This window comes from Naasia sp. SYSU D00948 (genome assembly GCF_017916515.1).
Lineage (GTDB): Bacteria > Actinomycetota > Actinomycetes > Actinomycetales > Microbacteriaceae > Naasia.
The window spans coordinates 3,168,066-3,186,843 of the sequence record NZ_JAFMTA010000001.1 but is presented as its reverse complement, the minus strand read 5'-3'; the positions used below and the strand labels follow the sequence as shown (position 1 = coordinate 3,186,843).

Sequence of the window (18,778 nt, the reverse complement as noted above, 5' to 3'; positions counted from 1 at the left end):
TCGCTTAGGATGGAAACCCGTGGCAGACGCGTTCGCATCGCAAGACAGTCGGGGCACCACCAAGCACATCTTCGTCACGGGGGGTGTCGTCTCCTCTCTGGGCAAGGGCCTCACCGCCGCGAGCCTCGGACATCTGCTCACCGCGCGCGGACTGCGCGTCGTCATGCAGAAGCTGGATCCCTATCTGAACGTGGATCCGGGGACCATGAACCCGTTCCAGCACGGCGAGGTGTTCGTCACGGACGACGGCGCCGAGACGGACCTGGACATCGGCCATTACGAGCGCTTCCTCGACATCAACCTGGACGCCGCCGCGAACGTCACGACCGGGCAGATCTACTCGAAGGTCATCGCGAAGGAGCGCCGCGGCGAGTATCTCGGCGACACCGTCCAGGTCATCCCCCACATCACCGACGAGATCAAGTTCCGGATGCGGCAGCAGGCGATCGTGCCCGCCGACTCGGACGAGCCCGCACCGGACGTCATCATCACCGAGGTCGGCGGCACCGTCGGCGACATCGAGTCGCAGCCGTTCCTCGAGGCCGCGCGCCAGGTGCGCCACGAGCTCGGCCGCAAGAACGTGTTCTTCGTGCACGTGTCCCTCGTTCCGTACATCGGGGCGTCCGGCGAGCAGAAGACGAAGCCGACGCAGCACTCGGTGGCAGCGCTCCGCTCCATCGGCATCCAGCCGGACGCGCTCGTGCTCCGGTCCGACCGCCCGGTGTCCGACGGCGTCAAGCGGAAGATCGCGCTCATGTGCGACGTCGAGGAGCCGGCGGTCGTCAACAACGTGGACGTGCCGAGCATCTACGAGCTGCCGTCGGCGCTGCACAGCGAGGGCCTGGACTCCTACATCATCGAGGCGCTGGGTCTCGCGACGAGCGACGTGGACTGGAGCGGGTGGAACGAGCTGCTCACCGCGGTTCGCGAGCCCGCCTTCGAGGTGACGATCGCCCTCGTGGGCAAGTACGTGGACCTCCCGGACGCGTACCTCTCGGTCACGGAGGCCCTGCGGGCGGGCGGCTTCGCCCACCGCACCAAGGTCAACCTGCGCTGGGTGCCGAGCGACGAGTGCCAGACGCCCGAGGGGGCGGCGCGGAACCTCGGCGACGTCGACGGGATCTGCATCCCGGGCGGCTTCGGCATCCGGGGCATCGAGGGCAAGCTCGGCGCTCTCCGCTTCGCCCGCGAGAACGGCATCCCCGCCCTCGGTCTCTGCCTCGGCCTGCAGTGCATGGTGATCGAGTACTCGCGGAACGTCACCGGGCTGGACGGGGCCTCGTCCTCCGAGTTCGACCCCGACACCCCGTACCCCGTCATCGCGACGATGGCCGAGCAGGTCGACATCCTCGCGGGCGGCGACCTCGGCGGCACCATGCGGCTCGGGCTCTACCGGGCGGCGCTCGGTGAGGGCACGCTCGCCGCGGACCTCTACGGCGGCCCGGAGGCGGTCGAGCGTCACCGCCACCGGTACGAGGTCAACAACCGGTTCCGGGAGCAGATCGCCGGCAGCGGGCTCGTCTTCTCCGGGACGTCCCCGGACCGCCAGCTGGTCGAGTTCGTCGAGCTGCCGCGGGACGTGCACCCGTTCTACATCGGCACCCAGGCGCATCCCGAGCTGCGCTCGCGGCCGAACCGGGCGCATCCGCTCTTCCGGGGCCTCGTCGGCGCCGCGCTCGACCGGCAGCGGGCGAGCCGGCTCTTCGACGTGACCGAGGACGAGATCGCCGAGCAGGTGGGCGCATGAGCGCGACGGAGCCCGTCCGCGACGGCGCCGCCACCACCGAGCCGCTGCGCGACGAGCCGTTCGAGGCGGAGGTCCTCGAGCGCGAGATCGTGCACGACGGGAAGGTCTGGGACGTCGTCCGCGAGACGTTCCTGTACAACGGCGAGCCCATCGTGCGGGAGTACGTGGACCACACGGGTGCCGTGGCGATCCTCGCGATGGACGACGACGAGCGCGTCCTCCTGATCCGCCAGTACCGCCATCCGATCCGGACCCGCGACTGGGAGATCCCGGCCGGCCTGCTCGACGACGACGGCGAGGGCCCGCTCGAGGGCGCCAAGCGGGAGCTCGCGGAGGAGGCCGACATCGCGGCCGACACCTGGCACGTGCTCGCCGAGTACACGAACTCGCCCGGCGGGAGCAACGAGACCGTGCGCGTCTACCTCGCCCGCGGCATCTCCGACGTCGACGCGTTCGAGCGCACGGCGGAGGAGGCCGACATCGAGGTGCGCTGGGTGAGCCTGGACGAGGCTCTGAACGCCGTGCTCGCGCGCGACATCCAGAACCCGTCGACGGTCATCGGCGTCATGGCGGCCGCGCTGGAGAAGGCGCGCGGCTGGACCGGCCTCGCTCCCGCGGACACCCCGTGGCCGCGCCACCCCGCGCTCGGCGACGGAACCTGGTGACGGCCCGGCGATGAGCCCGGAGGCTGCGGTCGCGGCCTTCCTGCGCCACGTCGCGATCGAGCGCGGGCTCGCCGCGAACACCCTGGCGGCGTACCGCCGCGATCTCGGCGCCTACACCGCGTTCCTCGCCGCGCGCGGCATCACGGACGTGGCCCGGGTGACCGCCCCGGACATCGCCGCGTTCTCGCAGCACCTCCGCGGATCCGACGGCACGGCGATGCGCGCGTCCTCGGTAGCACGGATGCTGTCCTCGGTCCGCGGACTGCACCGCTTCCTCGTCGAGGACCGCGTCGTGGACGCCGACCCGGCCGCCGAGGTCAAGCCGCCGAAGCTCGGCCTGCGGCTGCCGAAGGCGGTGTCCGTCGACGAGATGGGCGCGATCCTCTCGGCGACGGCGGGGGAGGAGCCCGTCGCGCTGCGCGATCGGGCGCTGCTCGAGCTGCTGTACGCGACCGGCGCCCGCATCGGCGAGGCGGTGGCGCTCGACGTCGACGACCTCGTCGAGGAGGGCGTGCTGCGGCTCCGCGGGAAGGGCGGCAAGGAGCGCATCGTCCCGGTCGGCAGCTACGCGAGGGCCGCTATGGATGCGTACCTCGTGCGGGTCCGCCCGCAGTGGGCATCGCGCGGAGGGTCCACCCCCGCCCTGTTCCTGGGTCCGCGCGGGGGACGGATGTCCCGGCAGTCGGCCTGGCTCGTGATCCAGGCCGCGGCCGAGCGCGCCGGGCTCGAGCGGCACATCTCGCCGCACACCTTCCGCCACTCGTTCGCGACGCACCTGCTGGCGGGGGGTGCCGACGTCCGGGTCGTTCAGGAGCTGCTCGGCCACTCCTCGGTCGCAACCACCCAGATCTACACGCTCGTCACGGCGGACACCCTGCGCGACGTCTACATCACCTCGCACCCGCGGGCGCGGTGATCGCGGCGCGCTGGGACGCCGCTGAGACCGATCTGCCGCTCGAGGGGCGATGTCGGTGGCTGGTGGTTCACTGTCGGCATGTTCGAGGAGGCGCCGCCGGATCCGGAGTCGCCGGAGGCCTATCAGGGCCGGCTGAGCGACGCGGAGCGGGCCGCCTGGGAGGAGCTCACCGGGCGGTGGACCTGGGAGCAGCGGCTCGCGCAGCGGATCGCCGAGCGGTCGGCACGAGCGGCGACCCTGGCCGCCGAGCAGTTCGCCCTTCTCGACGACCTCCGGCTCGAGGCCGAGCGCACGACCGGCGCGAGCTGGACCGATCGGGACTCTCTTGCGTGGCGGGAGCTTCGCGCGGAAGTCGCCGGCCTCCTCCAGGTGCACGAGCGGACCGCCGAGCCGATGCTCGATCTCGCCAGGGAACTCGTGCACCGCTTCCCGGCGACGCTCGAGGAGCTGCATCGAGCGGCCTTCACCGAGCGTCACGCGCGCATCGTGGCGGAAGAGGGCGCCGGCGTTCCCGACGAGCTGGCGGCGGAGTACGAGCGGCGGGTGCTGCCCTACGCCCGGACGCTCGTGCCCTCGCGGCTGCGGGCGATGGCCGCGACGATCCGAGCGCAGCTGTGCCCCGAGGATCTGGTCGAGCGTCATCGCCAGGCGGTGACCGAGCGCCGGACCGCGATCGAGGCCGCTCCCGACGGCATGGCCTGGTACGGCGCGCTGATGGAGGCGAGCGATGCGATCGGCGCCGCGGCTGCGGTGCACGGCATCGCCCGGACCCTGCTCGTCGACGGGGAGACACGGACGCTGCAGCAGATCGAGGCGGACGTCGTCCGCGACCTGCTCACGGACGCCGGAGGCGTGACGCTCCCCGTGTCCGCCGGCGATGAGCCTCAGTCCACCCCGGGCGCGCAGCGCGGATTGCGGCCCGAGGTCGCGCTGCACGTGCCCGTGCTCACGGCGATGGGACGCAGCGACTCTCCCGCCGTTCTCGAGGGCTACGGCCCGATCGACGCCGTCACCGCTCGCCGGATGGCCGGGTGCGCGACGGGCTTCCTCCGCATCCTCACCGATCCCGAGACCGGGGCGGTCCTCTCGGTCGGCCGCGAGTCGTACCGCGTGCCGAGCGACCTGAAGCGCCACCTTCGCATCCGCGACGGGGTCTGCCGGTTCGTCGGCTGCACCCGGCCGGCCCGCTACTGCGACATCGACCACACGGTCGCCTGGGTCGAGGACGGCGAGACCGTGACCTCGAACCTCGCGCACCTGTGCCGGGGTCATCACCGCCTGAAACACGGGAGCCGGTGGCGGCTGTCCCAGTCGCCGGGAGGCGACGGCATCCTCACCTGGACCTCGCCGACCGGGCGCACCTACACGAGCTCGCCGCAGGTGAAGCTGCCGCCCGAGCGCCCGCCGCGTTCGCGGCCGGGAGCGCCTCTCTTCGTGCAGCGGCAGTGGGCGGACGACCCGCCCTTCTGATCCCCGGTCCCGGCCTCCAAAGGCCGGAGACGGCGCTCGCCCGGTCCTGCAACGCCGTGCCCTGACGCCGCTTCGCACCTGGGAGTTCGCCGACCATAACGACACGCGGCGGCCGTCCCGGGGTGAGTGAGGGGCCGCTCCTACACTGACTCGCGGGGGACACGAAGACTCAACGAGTGCAAGGGACGTCGGGATGACGCACATTACGGAGACAGTCGCGGAGGCCCCAGTGCAGGCGATCACCATCGCGGGCCGCGAGTTCCGGGAGTTCCCCGAGCCCGCTCCGCTTCGCGCTCACGGGCCCGCCCGCATCATCTCGCTCTGCAATCAGAAGGGCGGGGTCGGGAAGACCACGACGACGATCAACCTCGGCGCCGCGCTCGCGCAGTACGGGCGCAAGGTGCTCGCCATCGACTTCGACCCGCAGGGCGCCCTGTCCGCGGGTCTGGGCGTGCAGATGCACGACGTCGTCACGATCTACGACCTCCTCATCGGCACGGTGCGCGACCCGCAGGTCGCCATCCAGGAGACGTCGATCCCCGGGCTCGACGTGATCCCGGCCAACATCGACCTCTCCGCCGCCGAGGTCCACCTGGTCAACGAGGTCGCCCGAGAGCAGGCGCTCGCCCGCGTCCTCCGCAAGATCAGCGACGCCTACGACGTGATCCTCATCGACTGCCAGCCGTCCCTCGGCCTGCTGACCGTGAACGCGCTGTCCGCGAGCCACGGCGTGCTCATCCCCCTCGAGTGCGAGTACTTCGCTCTCCGCGGCGTCGCCCTGCTCATCGAGACGATCGAGAAGGTGAAGGACCGCCTCAACCCGGCCCTCGAGCTCGACGGCATCCTTCCGACGATGTACGACTCGCGGACGCTGCACGGCCGGGAGGTCCTGCAGCGGGTGGTGGAGGCGTTCGACACGAGCGTGCTCGACACCGTGATCGGGCGCACGATCAAGTTCCCGGACGCGTCCGTCGCGGGCATCCCGGTGCTCGAGTTCGCTCCCGAGCACAACGCGTCGAAGGCGTACCGGCGGCTCGCCCGCGAGCTCGTGTCGCGTGGTGCGGTCGCCTGACGCGCCGCCGGCCGATCCGCAGGAGACCTCGGGCTTCTCGGTCCGGGTCGGGAGCTTCGACGGGCCGTTCGACCTGCTGCTGAGCCTCATCGGCAAGCACCAGCTCGACATCACGGAGATCGCGCTCTCGGCCATCACCGACGAGTTCCTCGCCTACCTGCGGGGGCTCGACACCGAGCAGGAGCTCGAGGAGGCGAGCGAGTTCCTCGTCGTCGCCGCGACGCTCCTCGACCTCAAGATCGCCGGGCTCCTGCCGCAGGGGGAGCTGGTCGACGCGGAGGACGTGGCGCTGCTGGAGGCGCGGGACCTCCTCTTCGCGCGCCTGCTCCAGTACCGGGCCTTCAAGGAGGCGTCCTCCTGGTTCGCGACGCGGATCGAGGCGGAGACGTCCCGTCACTACCGCGCGGTCAAGCTCGAGGAGAAGTACCGCCGAGCCCCGACCGAGCTCGCGTGGACGATCGACCTCGCCGGCTTCGCGGGTCTCGCCGCGCTCGCCTTCGTGCCGCGCGAGCTGCCCGCGCTCGGGACGGACCACCTCCATGTGCCCCGGGTGAGCATCCGGGAGCAGGCCGCGATCGTCGTCGCGCTGCTGCGCGGCGGCGAGCCGCGGACGTTCCGCTCGCTGATCGCCGGCGCGGAGGGCGCCGCGGTCGTCGTCGCCCGCTTCCTCGCCGTGCTCGAGCTGTACCGTAATGGAGCCATCGCGTTCGAGCAGCTCGAGCCGCTCGGAGAGCTGACGCTGTTCTGGACCGCGGCCGTCTGGGACGACGCCCGCCTCGCCGACCTCGGAGCCGACTATGACGAGTGACGACATCGACCTCGACCGGGAGCCGGTGGCGCTGCTCCTCGGGCTCGGGCGGACCGCGACGGCCGAGCGTCCGGCACCGGCGCCGGAGCGCCAGGCTCGCCCTCCCCGTGGGGAGGTGGACGCCGCGCTCGAGGCCATCCTCATGGTGGCGGACGAGCCGCAGTCGCTCGTTGCGCTCGCGAGCGCGGTGAGGCGCCCGGTCGCGGAGGTGCGCCGGGCCGTGCAGCGGCTCGTCGCGGACTACGACGGCGCCGACGGCGGCGTTCGGCGGGGATTCGAGCTGCGCGAGGTCGGCGGCGGCTGGCGCATCTACGTTCGCCCCGAGTACGACGCCACCGTGCGCGACTTCGTGCTCACGCAGAGCCCCGCGAAGCTGTCCCAGGCGGCGCTCGAGACGCTCGCCGTCATCGCCTACAAGCAGCCCATCACGCGCAGCCAGGTCGCCGCGATCCGTGCCGTCAACGTCGACAGCGTCGTGCGCACCCTCGTGGCGCGGGGCCTCATCGAGGAGGTGGCGACCGATCCCGAGACGGGCGCGATCGCCTACGGCACGACCCCGCTGCTGCTCACCCACCTCGGCATCAACTCGCTCGACGAGCTGCCGCCGATCTCGCCGCTGCTGGCGGGCGTCGACGAGGTCGCCGATGTCCGCTGATTCGCCGGCGCCCGAGGGTGTCCGGCTGCAGAAGGTCCTCGCCGCCGCGGGCGTGGCGTCCCGCCGCGTCTCCGAGGAGATGATCGGCGCGGGACGGGTCTCGGTGAACGGCCGGATCGTCACCGAGCTCGGCACGCGCATCGATCCCGAGAAGGACAAGGTCGCCGTCGACGGGGTCGCCGTCCAGCTCGACACCACCAAGCGCTACCTGATGCTCAACAAGCCGGTCGGGGTCGTGAGCTCGCTGCGCGACGAGCACGACCGCCCGGACCTCCGCCAGTGGACGTCCCGCTACGAGGAGCGCGTCTTCAACGTCGGCCGTCTCGACGCCGACACGTCCGGGCTGCTCCTGCTCACCAACGACGGGGAGCTCGCGCACGTGCTCGCTCATCCGTCGTTCGGCGTGACCAAGACGTACATCGCGCTCGTGAAGGGACGCGTCCAGCCGCGGACGGTGGCACGGCTCCTGAACGGCGTGGAGCTGGAGGACGGGCCGATCGCGGCCGACCGCGCCCGCCTGCTGCCGGAGCGATCAGGTGGGCAGACGAGCCTCCTCGAAGTGACGCTGCACTCGGGTCGCAACCGGATCGTGCGGCGGATGCTCGACGAGGTCGGGCATCCCGTGCTCGAGCTGGTCCGGCGCCAGTTCGGCCCGCTGCACCTCGGGTCGCTGCCGTCGGGGGAGATCCGGGACCTCACTAAGGTAGAACTCGGCCAACTTCTCACCCTGTCCAGGGAAGGCCACACCCCCAGGAACAGCAGGCCCCGCGAGGAGTGAGCGTGAACGCCCGTACCGCCGGACCCGTCCTGGTCGTCGGCACCGGGCTCCTCGGGGCCAGCGTGGGCCTCGGGCTCCGCTACGAGGGCGTCGACGTGCTGCTCTCCGACACCTCGCCCGCCGCGCTCGACCTCGCCGTCGACTACGGGGCCGGGCGCCGGCGCGGCGACGGTGATGAGCCCGCGCTCGTCGTCGTGGCGGTCCCGCCGGACCAGATCGCCGCCACCGTGGCACAGGCCCTCGAGGACCATCCGACCGCGCTCGTCACGGACGTCGGCAGCGTCAAGCAGCACCCGCTCGACGGCCTCCGCGCGCTCGGCGCCGACGACTCCCGCTACCTCGGATCGCATCCGCTCGCCGGCCGGGAGCGGGGCGGCCCGATCTCCGCGCGGGCCGACCTCTTCTTCGGCCGGCCCTGGGTGATCACGCCGCACGAGCGCACCACCCCGGAACAGATCCGGGTGCTCGAGGACCTCATCCTCGACCTCGAGGCGACCCCGGTGCGGCTGAGTCCGCGCGAGCACGACGAGGGCGTGGCGGTCATCTCCCACGTGCCGCAGCTCGTCGCGTCCCTCATGGCGGCCCGCCTCGCCGACGCGCCGAACGCCGCGGTGGGGATCGCCGGCCAGGGCGTCCGCGACGTCACGCGGATCGCGTCCAGCAGCCCGGAGCTCTGGGTGCAGATCCTCGGTGCCAACGCCGGCTCCGTCGTGCCCGTCCTCGACGCCCTCGCCGCCGACCTCGACGGGCTCCGGGAGGCGCTGCGCCACCACGACCGGATCGGCGCCCGGCGCACGGTCGCCGAGGTCCTCGCCGCGGGCAACGCCGGCGTCGCCCGCCTGCCGGGCAAGCACGGTCAGGACGCCCGCTTCGCCTCCCTGGTCGTCCTCATCGACGACCGGCCCGGCCAGCTCGCCGCGCTCCTCACCGAGATCGGGGAGGTGGGGGTCAACCTCGAGGACCTCCGGCTCGAGCACTCGCCCCGCGCGCCGATCGGGATCGTGGAGGTCGTGGTCGTGCCCGAGGTGCGGGACCGGCTGGAGCGCGAGTTGACGGAGCGAGGGTGGAGGATCGCGGGATGAGCTGGTCGCGGACGGTCGTGGCGGTGGACGGACCGGCGGGCAGCGGGAAGTCGAGCGTCAGCAGGGCCGCGGCCCGCGCCCTGGGCTTCGAGTTCCTCGACACCGGGGCCGCGTACCGCGCTCTCGCCTGGCTCGGTCTCGAGCGCGGAGTGGACTTCGCGGATGAGGCGGCGCTCGTCGCCCTCGTGGACGAGCTCGGCGACGGGCTCACGACGGACCCGGACGATCAGCGCGTGACGGTCGCGGGGTCGGACGTCACCGACGCCATCCGCCAGCCCCGGGTGACCGCCGTGGTGAGCGCGGTCGCGCGCGTCGCCGAGGTGCGGCGCCGGCTGAACGAGCGGTTCCGGGCACGCCTCGACGCTCCCGGGGCCCCGGGAATCGTCGCCGAGGGCCGCGACATCACGACGGTCGTCGCGCCCGACGCCTCGGTGCGGGTCCTGCTGACCGCCGACGAGCGCGTCCGCATCCAGCGGCGGCGCGCCGAGCTCACGGGCGCCTCCTCCGCCGACGTCGCCAAGCTCGTCGCCGATCGGGACCGCAAGGACGCCCAGGTCGTCGACTTCATGACGGCCGCGGAGGGGGTCACCACTCTCGACTCGACCGACCTGACCTTCGACGAGACGGTGGAGGCGATGGTCGCCCTCGTGCGGGCGGCGGAGAGCTAGGTGGGGCGCCCGGAGGGGGCGCACCCGGCCGGTGCGGCAGGATGGGGGACACGATGAGTGACACCGAGCGCGAGTACGACGGCGGCGACGACGACCTCGAGCAGCGGCTCGCGACCCTCGACGACGACCTGGCGCAGCGCCGAGCCTCGTCCCTGCGGGCCGGGCTCGAGGAGTACGAGCTCGAGGACGAGGACATCGACATCCTCGACTCCTCGGTCGAGGACCCGGACGAGGTCCGCTACCTCCCGGCGCTCCCCGTCCTCGCCATCGTCGGCCGCCCCAATGTCGGCAAGTCGGCCCTCGTCAACCGCATCCTCGGGCGTCGCGAGGCGGTCGTCGAGGACGTCCCGGGCGTCACCCGCGATCGCGTCTCCTACCGCGCCGAATGGAACGGCCGCTTCTTCACGCTGGTCGACACGGGAGGCTGGGAGCCGGACGCGCGCGGCATCGACCGCTCCGTGGCGGCCCAGGCCGAGGTGGCCGTCGACCTCGCCGACGCCGTCCTGTTCGTCGTGGACGCCGTCGTCGGCGCGACCAGCACCGACGAGCGGGTGGTGCGGATGCTGCGCCAGAGCGGCAAGCCAGTCCTGCTCGCCGCGAACAAGGTCGACGACGCCGTCCAGGAGCCCTACGTCGCCGAGCTGTGGTCGCTCGGGCTCGGCGAGCCGCATCCCGTCTCCGCGCTGCACGGCCGTGGCGTCGCCGACCTGCTCGACGCCGCCCTCGCGGTCCTGCCCGAGGTGTCCGCGGTCGCCAAGGAGGAGGTGGGCGGACCCCGTCGAGTCGCCATCGTCGGTCGCCCCAATGTGGGCAAGTCGAGCCTGCTCAACAAGGCCGCCGGGGAGGAGCGGGTCGTCGTCAACGAGCTCGCGGGCACCACGCGCGACCCCGTGGACGAGCAGATCGAGCTCGGCGGGAGGGTGTGGCGCTTCGTCGACACGGCCGGCATCAGGCGCCGGGTGCACCTCTCCCAGGGCGCCGACTTCTACGCCTCGCTGCGGACGACCGCCGCCCTCGAGCGCGCCGAGGTCGCGGTCGTCGTGCTCGATGTGACCGAGCCGATCAGCGAGCAGGACGTCCGCATCATCGACCTCGTCCTCCAGTCCGGTCGCGCCCTCGTCCTCGCCTACAACAAGTGGGACCTCCTCGACGACGACCGCCGGCGGCTGCTCGAGCGCGAGGTCGAGCAGGACCTCGCGCACGTGACCTGGGCGCCGCGCGTCAACATCTCGGCGCGCACCGGACGCCACCTCGAGAAGCTCGTGCCCGCGCTCGAGCTGGCGCTCGAGAGCTGGGACACCCGGATCGGCACCGGGAAGTTCAACGCCTTCCTGTCCGAGCTCGTCGCCGCCCACCCGCACCCCGTGCGCGGCGGGCGCCAGCCCCGCATCCTGTTCGGGACCCACGCGTCGACCCGGCCGCCGACGTTCGTGCTGTTCACGACCGGCTTCCTCGATCCGGGCTATCGGCGCTTCATCCAGCGCCGGCTCCGCGAGATCTGGGGCTTCGAGGGGACGCCGATCGTCCTCAACATGCGGGTCCGCGAGCGGCGCAAGAAGTAGCGCAGCCCCGGCGCAGAGAAGAGCGCCCCGGCCCGCGTGCGGCGCTGCCGTTCGACGCGAGCCGGAGCGCCGAGGTCACATCCGCTGTGCGATGCAGATGAAGTTGCCCTCACTGTCGCGGAACCAGGCGGTCCTCGACTCGGCATCGGTGACGACGCCGTTCTCGGTCTTCATGACGCCGGGGATCTCGAAGTCCTCGAACATCACGCCGCGGTCGCGCAGCCGGCTCATCTCCTCGTCCAGGTCGTCGGTCTCGAAGCAGAGCTGGGTGTTCTTCGCGGTCCCGGCGTTCTCGGTCTCGTAGATGTCGAAGGCGGAGCCGCCGACCCGATAGGTCAGTAGGCGACCCTCCTCGTGCTCCTCGACCGGGTCCAGCCCGAGCGTGTCGTGATAGAACCTGCGCGCCCGCGCGAGGTCCGCCGCGGGCAGCACTGCGTGCAGTTCCTTGAGCATCGTTCCTCCTCGAGGGAGAACGGATGGCCCGCCAGCCCGCGGGCCGGGTAGAGGCGGAAGCGTCACGGAGGCGCTTCCCGTCCGGCGGCTTCGGCAGCCGTCGGGAAGGTGGACGAGGCGATGATACGCCCGCTCGGCGTGCCGGGGGAGGCCGTGCGATCGGGCGGCGAACGCGGCAGGCTTGCGCTCGATGAGAGTCGCCATCGCCGGGGGCCACGGCAAGATCGCCCTCCTCCTGTCCCGTCTGCTCGCCGACAACGGTCACGACGTCGTCGGCATCGTCCGCAACCCGGCGCACGTCGCCGACATCGAGGCGGCGGGCGCCGCCGCGGCCGTCCTCGATCTGGAGCAGGCGGGCGTGGCCGAGCTCGCCGAGGTCCTGCAGGACGCCGACGCCGTGGTCTTCGCGGCGGGGGGAGGCCCGGGCAGCGGAGCCGCCCGCAAGCTCACGATGGATCGCGACGGCGCGGTGCTCCTGGCGGATGCCGCAGAGCAGGCGGGCATCCGCCGCTACGTCCTCGTCTCGGCGATGAGCGCCGACGACTACGACCCCGAGAAGGCCGAGCTCGCGGCGGACGAGAGCGACGGCGACGGCGTCTTCCAGGTGTACCTGCGCGCCAAGAGCGAGGCGGACGCCGCCGTGCGCGAGCGCGACCTCGACTGGACGATCGTGCGCCCGGGTGGACTCACGAACGACCCGGGGACGGGCTCCGTGTCCATCGCGCCGAAGCTCGATCGCGGCAGCATCCCGCGCGCGGACGTCGCGGCCGTGATCGCCGAGCTCCTGACCACGGGCGCCGGGGTCCGGTCCCAGTTCGAGCTGGTGTCAGGGCCCACGCCGATCGCCGAGGCGGTCGCCGCGCTCCGCTGAGCCGGGTGCGGCGGGCCGAAGGCCGCCGATGCGCACCGACGTCCGCCGGCCCTGGACCTCGATCGCGTAGGACTCCAGCACGGGCCGGACGTCGATGTCGCTGAACTCCTCCTGGGGCTCGTCGGGCTCGCGGCGTCCGCTGTCGAGCCAGCCGGCGTGGACGCCCCGGCACTCGTCGCCGGTGAAGGCCGGGTCGCGCAGCAGGGACCGGTGGAGCGGCAGGGTCGTGGCGACCCCGGTCACGGAGAGCTCGGCGAGGGCCCGTCGCGCCCGCGCGAGAGCCTCCCTGCGGTCCCGTCCGGACACGATGGCGTGCGCGATCAGGGGGTCGAGCGCCTCCGAAACGATGGACCCGGACTCCACACCGGTGTCGACCCGGACGCCGGCGCCGCCCGGAATCGCAAGGGAGGAGATCCGGCCCGGGGAGGGGAGGAAGCCGCGGCCCGGATCCTCGGCGCTGATGCGGAACCCGAGGGCGGAGCCGTGCGGCTGTGGTCGGCCGGTCAGCGAGAGCGGCAGCCCGTCCGCGACGCGGAGCTGCTCCCGGACCAGGTCGATGCCGGTCGCGTCCTCGGTCAACGAGTGCCCCGGGACCAGATTCGGGCGGACCCCGCGGAAGAAGAGGTCGCCGGACGGCGCGAGGAGGAACTCGACGGTGCCGACGCCGACGCACCCGGCCGTGCGGACGATCGCGACGGCCGAGCGCTCGAGGATCCCGGTCTGCTCGGGGGAGAGGTACGGGGCCGGAGCCTCGTCCACGAGCTCTTCCTGGCGGCGCTGCACCGAGCGGTCCCGCGTCCCGATCACGACGACCGAGTCGTGCGGGTCGGCGGCCACGTCGACGGCGATGTGCCGCGCGTCGTCGATCCAGCGCTCGATCACGCAGTCGCCGTTGCCGACGGCGAGCATCGCCTCGCGGACGACCTCGGTGTAGGCCTCCCGCACACTCTCGCCGATGCGGACGATCCGGAGCGCGCCGCCGACGTGCACCGGGCGGACGACCAGCGGCAGGCCGTGCGCCTCGGCGTACGCGAGCGCGTCCTCGACGCTCGCGACCGGGCCGAGCGTCCCCGGCAGGACCGGCACCCCCGCCTCCACGGCGACGGCGCGGGCGGCCACCGGGTCGCCCAGCCGCCGGAGCGCGTCCGAGCCGGACCCGATCCAGCTCAGCCCCGCGCGGAGCACCGCCTCCGCGGCCGCGGCGCTTTCGCCGAGCTCGGCGCATCCCGGATGGATGGCGTCGGCACCCGCGCGGCGAGCCGCGGTCAGCACGGCGTCGATGTTCCCGTACGTGCCGCGGGCGCTGGTGCCGGGCACCGCGTACGCCTCGTCCGCGACGCGCACGTGCAGGGCGTCCCAGTCCTGATCCGCGTACACCGCGACCGTGCGAAGGCCGGCGCTCCGGCAGGCCCGCAGGATCCGGACGGCGGGGACGCCGCGGTCGGCGACGAGGACCTTCCGGATCACGGCTCCTCGCGAGCGAAGCGGATCTGGGAGCCCGGAGGGAGCTGGCCGGCGATCGGGAGGTCGTCCGCCGCCACCACGCCGACGACCGGGTAGCCGCCCGTCACCGGGTGGTCGGCGAGGAACAGCACCGGCTGACCGTCCGGAGGCACCTGGAGGGCGCCGGCCACCATGCCCTCCGACGGGATCTCGCCGGGCCGGCTGCGCTCGAGCGGCCGGACGCCCTCGAGCCGCAGGCCCACGCGGTCGGAGCGGACGCCGACCCGCCACGTCTGCTCCTCGAGCAGGCGCCGGGACTCCTCGGTGATCCAGTCCTCCCGCGGACCGGGAATGACGCGGAGCGTCGCCACGCCGGCCGGGGCCGACGGCGGCTCCACTGAGGGAAGGACCACGGGGCCCGCGACGTCGTCGCCGACGGGGATCCCGTCACCGGCCCGGAGCCGGGCCGGCCCGAGCCCGGACAGGGTGTCAGACGACCTGCTCCCGAGCTGGGCCGGGACGTCGAGCCCGCCGCGCACGGCGAGGTAGCTGCGCAGTCCCGATTCCGCGAGGCCGAGCTCGAGGACCTCGCCGAGCCGGAGCGCGAAGGGCCGGCCGAGCGTCCTCGTCCGCCGGGCGCCGGTCGCGCCGACAGTGTGCAGGGGAGCCCGCGCACCGGTCACCGCGACGACGAGCTCTCGCTCCGCCCGGAGGCTCAGGCCGCCGAGCGTCGACTCCAGCGCGGCTGCGCCCGGGACGTTCCCCACCGCCCGGTTGGCGGCGTCGTAGGACCGGCGATCCGCCGCCCCGGACGTGCTCACCCCGAGCGACGCCCACCCGAGGCGGCCGCGATCCTGCACGGTCGTCGCGAGGCCGGGGTCCAGGACGGTCAGCCCGGCGGGACGGGACGGCGGATCGGCGGAGGGCTCCGGCGCGGCGGCGACGACGAGCTCCCGAACGGGACGGAAGGCGACCGTGTCGCCGGGCGCGAGGAGCGCGGGCCGCTCGCGGTCCGCGTCCCACAGGACGGCGTCCGTGCGGCCCACGAGCTGCCAGCCGCCGGGAGAGTCGCGCGGGTACACGCCGCTGAACTCGTCGGCGAGCGCGACCGACCCGGCGGGCACCGAGGTGCGGGGCGAGGGGCGCCGGGGCACCCGGATGCCGAGGCCGGGGGAGACGAGGTAGGCGAAGCCGGGCGCGAACCCCGTGAAGGCGACCGTCCACACGACGGAGGCGTGGCGGGCGACGAACCCGTCCTCGGTGACGCCGAGCAGCGCCGCGACGTCCGCCAGGTCGGGTCCGTCGTAGAGCACGCGCAGCTCGTGCCGCCGGACGCCGTGCTCGGAGGCGCCTGCCACGTCGAGATTCCGGACGTGCGCTGCGGCCGAGGCGTGGGACGCGTCCGGGCCCAGACGGACGAGCACCGTGCGCGCCGCGGGGACGACGTCGAGCTGATGCGGGGCGGGTTCGCGCCGCAGCGCCGCCGACAGCGCGACCACGTCGTCGAGGCTCTCGAGCTCGACGAGGAGGGCCCGGTCGCCCATCGGCCGGATCGCGAGCGCCGGTCGCAGGCCGGTCGTCACCCCGAGCCCATCGGAAGGAACGGCCGGACCTCGACGCCCCCGTCGGCGAGCGCCGCCCGCACCGCGCGACCGCTCGCGACCGCCGAGGGGGAGTCGCCGTGCAGGCACAGGGATGCGGGGGCCACCGGGAGCACCGACCCGTCGATGCAGACCACGACGCCGCGCGCCATGGCCACAGCCCGCTCCGCCACCTCCGCGGGATCGGTGACGAGCGCTCCCGCAGCCGCGCGCGGCGCCAAGGTGCCGTCGGGCAGGTATCCGCGGTCCGGGAAGGCCTCGCGCTCGAACCGCAGTCCGCGCTCGCGGCACGAGCGCTCGATCTCGCCGCCGAGCCCGAGCACCGCCAGCCCCGGGTCGACGGCCGCGACGGCGTCCGCGACGGCGTCGCTCTGCACGGGGTCGACGACGATCCGGTTGTAGAGGGCTCCGTGCGGCTTGACGTAGCGGACCTCCGTCCCCGCCACCCGGGCCAGCGCGATCAGGGCGCCGAGCTGGTAGGCGCTGTCCGCGAAGAGGTCCGCGGGGCCGACGTCGACGAAGCGGCGGCCGAAGCCCGCGAGGTCGGGGTAGGCGAGGTGCGCGCCGACCACGACCGACCGAGCGGCCGCCGCCTGCAGCGTGCGGAGAATCGTGGCCGGATCGCCGGCGTGGAAGCCGCACGCGATGTTCGCGCTCGTGACGAGGGCGAGCATGGCGGCGTCGTCCCCGAACGACCAGGCGCCGTAGCCCTCGCCGAGGTCGCTGTTGACGTCGATCGAGAGCGCAGGCTCGTCGCGGGCGGCGTCGGTGGCGCTCACGCGGACTCCTTCCCGGTCGGGACGAGCCTATTGTCGCGCCGGATGCCCCACCCAGACGCCGCGGGTAGCGTGGCGGCATGACCGACACCGCCGTCGTGGCGCCTCCCGGGGACGCCTCGCTCCCTCTGGATCCGCGCGGATCCCTGAGCCCCGAGGTCGCACGGCGGCTCGCCGCCCTGGTGGCGGCGGCACCCGGCCGCCCGCGGAGAGCCTCGAACGCGCCGTTCGACGGGTCGGTCCTCGGCGAGGTCCCGATCTGCACGGCGGAGGACGTCGCCGCCGCCGCGGCTCAGGCGCGCCGGGCGCAGGAGGAGTGGCAGCAGGTCCCGCTCGCCGAGCGGGGGGCCATCTTCCTCCGGTTCCACGACCTCCTGCTCGACCACCAGGAGCGGCTGCTCGACATCGTCCAGCTCGAGACGGGCAAGGCGCGCATCGACGCGTTCGCCGAGCTCGTGGACGCCGCTCTGACCGCGCGACACTACGCCCACAGCGCCGCGCGGCACCTCCGCTCCCGCCGTCGGCAGGGCGTCCTGCCGGTCGTGACGCGGACGGTCGAGCACGCGCGCCCGAAGGGACTCGTCGGCGTCATCAGCCCCTGGAACTACCCGCTGACGCTCGCGACCTCCGATGCGGCGCCCGCGCTGCTCGCCGGGAACGCGATCCTGCTCAAGCCCGCGACGGAGACGCCGCTCACCGCGCTCGCCGCGGTCGACCTCCTGTACGAGGCGGGACTCCCGCGCGACCTCTTCCGGGTCGTCTGCGGGTCGGGGAGCGAGCTCGGCCGTCCGCTCGTCGACGCGGTCGACTACGTGATGTTCACCGGCTCGACGGCGACGGGCCGGGTCCTCGCCGAGCAGTGCGGGCGCCGGCTGATCGGCTTCTCGGGGGAGCTGGGCGGCAAGAACCCGCTCATCGTGCTGCCGGACGCCGACCCCCAGACGGCGGCCGAGGGGGCCGTCCGGGCCTGCTTCTCCAACTCCGGCCAGCTCTGCATCAGCATCGAGCGCATCTTCGTGGTCGACGAGCTGTACGACCGGTTCGTCGCCGCGTTCCTCGACCGCGTGCGCGCGCTCCGCCTGTCCCGGGCACTCGAGTGGGAGGCGGACATGGGCTCGCTCATCACCCGGGAGCAGGTCGAGACCGTGCAGTCGCACGTCGACGACGCGGTCGCCCGCGGTGCCCGCCTCCTCGCCGGCGGCAAGGCGCGGACGGACGTCGGCCCGCTGTTCTTCGAGCCCACCGTGCTCGAAGGCGTGAAGGAGGGCATGGCGCTGGCGCGGGAGGAGACGTTCGGCCCCGTCGTCGCCCTGTACCGGGCCCGCGACACGGCGGAGGCGATCGCCCGCGCCAACGACTCCGACTACGGGCTCAACGCGAGCGTCTGGGGATCCGCCTCCGCCGCCCGCCCGGTCGCCGCGGCCCTCCGCGCGGGCACCGTGAACATCAACGACGGGTACGGGGCGGCGTGGGCCTCGCACGACGCACCCATGGGCGGCATGAAGGCGTCCGGACTCGGCCGCCGGCACGGCGCGGAGGGGATCCTCAAGTACACGGAGGCGCAGACCGTCGCGGAGCAGCGCCTGGTGCCGCTCGCGCCGGCCGGCGGCATGTCGCAGCAGCAGTTCGCCCGCATCTGGGTCGGCGCCTCCCGGGTCCTCAAGCGGCTCCCGTTCCTCGAGTAGCGGGATGAGAGGGACGCGCTGGACGTCGGCGCCCGGACGGTGGCAGGCGAACCGGCTGCTCCGCGAGCACGCACGCGGCCGTCCGGTCGGGAACAACGGCGAGGGTCCGCCGGTTGGACCCCTCATGGCCACCACCACCATGACCAAGGACACCCACGACGAGACCGTCGCCGAGGGCATCGTCCTCATCGACTTCTGGGCCGCCTGGTGCGGTCCCTGCCGCCAGTTCGGCCCGATCTTCGAGAAGGCGAGCGAGACGCACACCGACGTGACCTTCGCGAAGGTGGACACCGACGCCGAGCAGGAGCTCGCCGCCGACTACGGCATCCGGTCCATCCCGACCCTGGTCGTGTACCGCGACGGCATCCCGATCTTCGGCCAGCCCGGCGCGCTCCCGGGGCACGCGCTCGAGGACCTCATCACTCAGGTCCGGGCGCTCGACATGGACGACGTCCGCGAGCGCTACGCCGAGGCGAAGGCGCAGGCCTCCGCCTCCTGAGGCGTCGCCCCCGTCCCCGGTCGGGAA

Annotated in this window: 18 protein-coding genes; 14 read left to right on the top strand and 4 right to left on the bottom strand. The window is 73.4% G+C overall.

Annotation, left to right across the window (positions count from 1 at the left end; genetic code table 11):
* Window positions 1-19: 19 nt before the first annotated feature.
* The 11 genes from J3P30_RS14870 (at window position 20) to der (ending at window position 11,423) form a co-directional block, all read left to right on the top strand.
* Window positions 20-1,747 (top strand): CTP synthase, encoded by a 1,728-nt coding sequence (locus J3P30_RS14870; RefSeq protein WP_210481765.1) that lies wholly within the window; start codon window positions 20-22, stop codon window positions 1,745-1,747.
* Complete coding sequence (locus tag J3P30_RS14865) at window positions 1,744-2,412, top strand: NUDIX hydrolase (protein ID WP_210481764.1); 669 nt, start codon at window positions 1,744-1,746, stop codon at window positions 2,410-2,412. Before J3P30_RS14870 ends, J3P30_RS14865 begins: the two co-directional genes overlap by 4 nt.
* Window positions 2,413-2,422: 10 nt before the next feature.
* The gene (xerD, locus tag J3P30_RS14860; RefSeq protein WP_210481763.1) at window positions 2,423-3,328 is read left to right on the top strand and encodes a site-specific tyrosine recombinase XerD; all 906 of its coding nucleotides are present in this window, start codon (window positions 2,423-2,425) and stop codon (window positions 3,326-3,328) included.
* Window positions 3,329-3,406: 78 nt separating this feature from the next.
* Window positions 3,407-4,798, top strand: coding sequence for an HNH endonuclease signature motif containing protein (locus J3P30_RS14855; RefSeq protein WP_210481762.1), 1,392 nt, complete (start codon window positions 3,407-3,409; stop codon window positions 4,796-4,798).
* A gap of 193 nt (window positions 4,799-4,991) precedes the next feature.
* Window positions 4,992-5,870: a ParA family protein gene (locus J3P30_RS14850; RefSeq protein WP_210481761.1), complete on the top strand. Its 879-nt coding sequence runs from the start codon at window positions 4,992-4,994 to the stop codon at window positions 5,868-5,870.
* Window positions 5,854-6,678 carry a ScpA family protein gene (locus J3P30_RS14845; protein WP_210481760.1) on the top strand — a complete coding sequence of 275 codons (825 nt, stop codon included), beginning with the start codon at window positions 5,854-5,856 and terminating at the stop codon, window positions 6,676-6,678. Before J3P30_RS14850 ends, J3P30_RS14845 begins: the two co-directional genes overlap by 17 nt.
* Before the next feature lie 142 nt (window positions 6,679-6,820).
* A complete protein-coding gene (gene scpB, locus J3P30_RS14840; RefSeq protein WP_246853470.1) occupies window positions 6,821-7,333 on the top strand; it encodes an SMC-Scp complex subunit ScpB in 513 nt (170 codons plus the stop codon).
* Window positions 7,323-8,111, top strand: a complete 789-nt coding sequence (locus tag J3P30_RS14835) for a pseudouridine synthase (RefSeq protein ID WP_210481758.1) — start codon at window positions 7,323-7,325, stop codon at window positions 8,109-8,111. The genes scpB and J3P30_RS14835 overlap by 11 nt, the downstream gene beginning before the upstream one ends.
* A 2-nt stretch (window positions 8,112-8,113) precedes the next feature.
* Complete coding sequence (locus J3P30_RS14830; protein WP_307807527.1) at window positions 8,114-9,193, top strand: prephenate dehydrogenase; 1,080 nt, start codon at window positions 8,114-8,116, stop codon at window positions 9,191-9,193.
* Entirely contained in the window at window positions 9,190-9,861 is a 672-nt protein-coding gene (cmk, locus tag J3P30_RS14825; RefSeq protein WP_210481756.1) for a (d)CMP kinase, read from the top strand. Before J3P30_RS14830 ends, cmk begins: the two co-directional genes overlap by 4 nt.
* A gap of 53 nt (window positions 9,862-9,914) precedes the next feature.
* A complete protein-coding gene (der, locus tag J3P30_RS14820; RefSeq protein WP_210481755.1) occupies window positions 9,915-11,423 on the top strand; it encodes a ribosome biogenesis GTPase Der in 1,509 nt (502 codons plus the stop codon).
* Window positions 11,424-11,498: 75 nt separating this feature from the next.
* Here the strand turns inward: der and J3P30_RS14815 are convergent, their stop codons facing one another.
* Complete coding sequence (locus tag J3P30_RS14815) at window positions 11,499-11,876, bottom strand: VOC family protein (protein ID WP_210481754.1); 378 nt, start codon at window positions 11,874-11,876, stop codon at window positions 11,499-11,501.
* Window positions 11,877-12,066: 190 nt separating this feature from the next.
* Between J3P30_RS14815 and J3P30_RS14810 the strand changes: the two genes are divergently transcribed.
* Window positions 12,067-12,747 (top strand): SDR family oxidoreductase, encoded by a 681-nt coding sequence (locus J3P30_RS14810; RefSeq protein WP_210481753.1) that lies wholly within the window; start codon window positions 12,067-12,069, stop codon window positions 12,745-12,747.
* Here J3P30_RS14810 and J3P30_RS15675 read toward each other — a convergent pair.
* From J3P30_RS15675 to J3P30_RS14795, 3 genes are read right to left on the bottom strand one after another with little or no spacing between them, the layout of a single operon-like run.
* On the bottom strand, window positions 12,703-14,214 hold the full coding sequence (locus J3P30_RS15675) for a biotin carboxylase N-terminal domain-containing protein (protein WP_210481752.1): 1,512 nt from the start codon (window positions 14,212-14,214) through the stop codon (window positions 12,703-12,705). The two genes, J3P30_RS14810 and J3P30_RS15675, sit on opposite strands and share 45 nt — an antisense overlap.
* On the bottom strand, window positions 14,211-15,773 hold the full coding sequence (locus tag J3P30_RS14800; protein ID WP_307807526.1) for an urea amidolyase family protein: 1,563 nt from the start codon (window positions 15,771-15,773) through the stop codon (window positions 14,211-14,213). The genes J3P30_RS15675 and J3P30_RS14800 overlap by 4 nt, the downstream gene beginning before the upstream one ends.
* Entirely contained in the window at window positions 15,770-16,570 is an 801-nt protein-coding gene (locus J3P30_RS14795) for a LamB/YcsF family protein (protein ID WP_210481751.1), read from the bottom strand. The genes J3P30_RS14800 and J3P30_RS14795 overlap by 4 nt, the downstream gene beginning before the upstream one ends.
* A gap of 77 nt (window positions 16,571-16,647) precedes the next feature.
* On the opposite strand from J3P30_RS14795, the gene J3P30_RS14790 reads away from it, so the two are divergent.
* Together J3P30_RS14790 and trxA are read left to right on the top strand one after the other, a co-directional pair.
* Window positions 16,648-18,252, top strand: a complete 1,605-nt coding sequence (locus J3P30_RS14790; RefSeq protein ID WP_210481750.1) for a succinic semialdehyde dehydrogenase — start codon at window positions 16,648-16,650, stop codon at window positions 18,250-18,252.
* A gap of 124 nt (window positions 18,253-18,376) precedes the next feature.
* Window positions 18,377-18,751 (top strand): thioredoxin, encoded by a 375-nt coding sequence (gene trxA, locus J3P30_RS14785; protein WP_210482036.1) that lies wholly within the window; start codon window positions 18,377-18,379, stop codon window positions 18,749-18,751.
* Window positions 18,752-18,778 lie beyond the last annotated feature (27 nt).

Bases quoted from the DNA above. Each gene is read 5' to 3' on its own strand.
- J3P30_RS14855 (WP_210481762.1), top strand. From the start codon at position 3,407: ATGTTCGAGGAGGCGCCGCCGGATCCGGAGTCGCCGGAGGCCTATCAG.
- xerD (WP_210481763.1), top strand. From the start codon at position 2,423: ATGAGCCCGGAGGCTGCGGTCGCGGCCTTCCTGCGCCACGTCGCGATC.
- J3P30_RS14850 (WP_210481761.1), top strand. From the start codon at position 4,992: ATGACGCACATTACGGAGACAGTCGCGGAGGCCCCAGTGCAGGCGATC.
- J3P30_RS14835 (WP_210481758.1), top strand. From the start codon at position 7,323: ATGTCCGCTGATTCGCCGGCGCCCGAGGGTGTCCGGCTGCAGAAGGTC.
- der (WP_210481755.1), top strand. From the start codon at position 9,915: ATGAGTGACACCGAGCGCGAGTACGACGGCGGCGACGACGACCTCGAG.
- J3P30_RS14865 (WP_210481764.1), top strand. From the start codon at position 1,744: ATGAGCGCGACGGAGCCCGTCCGCGACGGCGCCGCCACCACCGAGCCG.
- trxA (WP_210482036.1), top strand. From the start codon at position 18,377: ATGGCCACCACCACCATGACCAAGGACACCCACGACGAGACCGTCGCC.
- scpB (WP_246853470.1), top strand. From the start codon at position 6,821: ATGGTGGCGGACGAGCCGCAGTCGCTCGTTGCGCTCGCGAGCGCGGTG.
- J3P30_RS14790 (WP_210481750.1), top strand. From the start codon at position 16,648: ATGACCGACACCGCCGTCGTGGCGCCTCCCGGGGACGCCTCGCTCCCT.
- cmk (WP_210481756.1), top strand. From the start codon at position 9,190: ATGAGCTGGTCGCGGACGGTCGTGGCGGTGGACGGACCGGCGGGCAGC.
- J3P30_RS14815 (WP_210481754.1), bottom strand. From the start codon at position 11,876: ATGCTCAAGGAACTGCACGCAGTGCTGCCCGCGGCGGACCTCGCGCGG.
- J3P30_RS14810 (WP_210481753.1), top strand. From the start codon at position 12,067: ATGAGAGTCGCCATCGCCGGGGGCCACGGCAAGATCGCCCTCCTCCTG.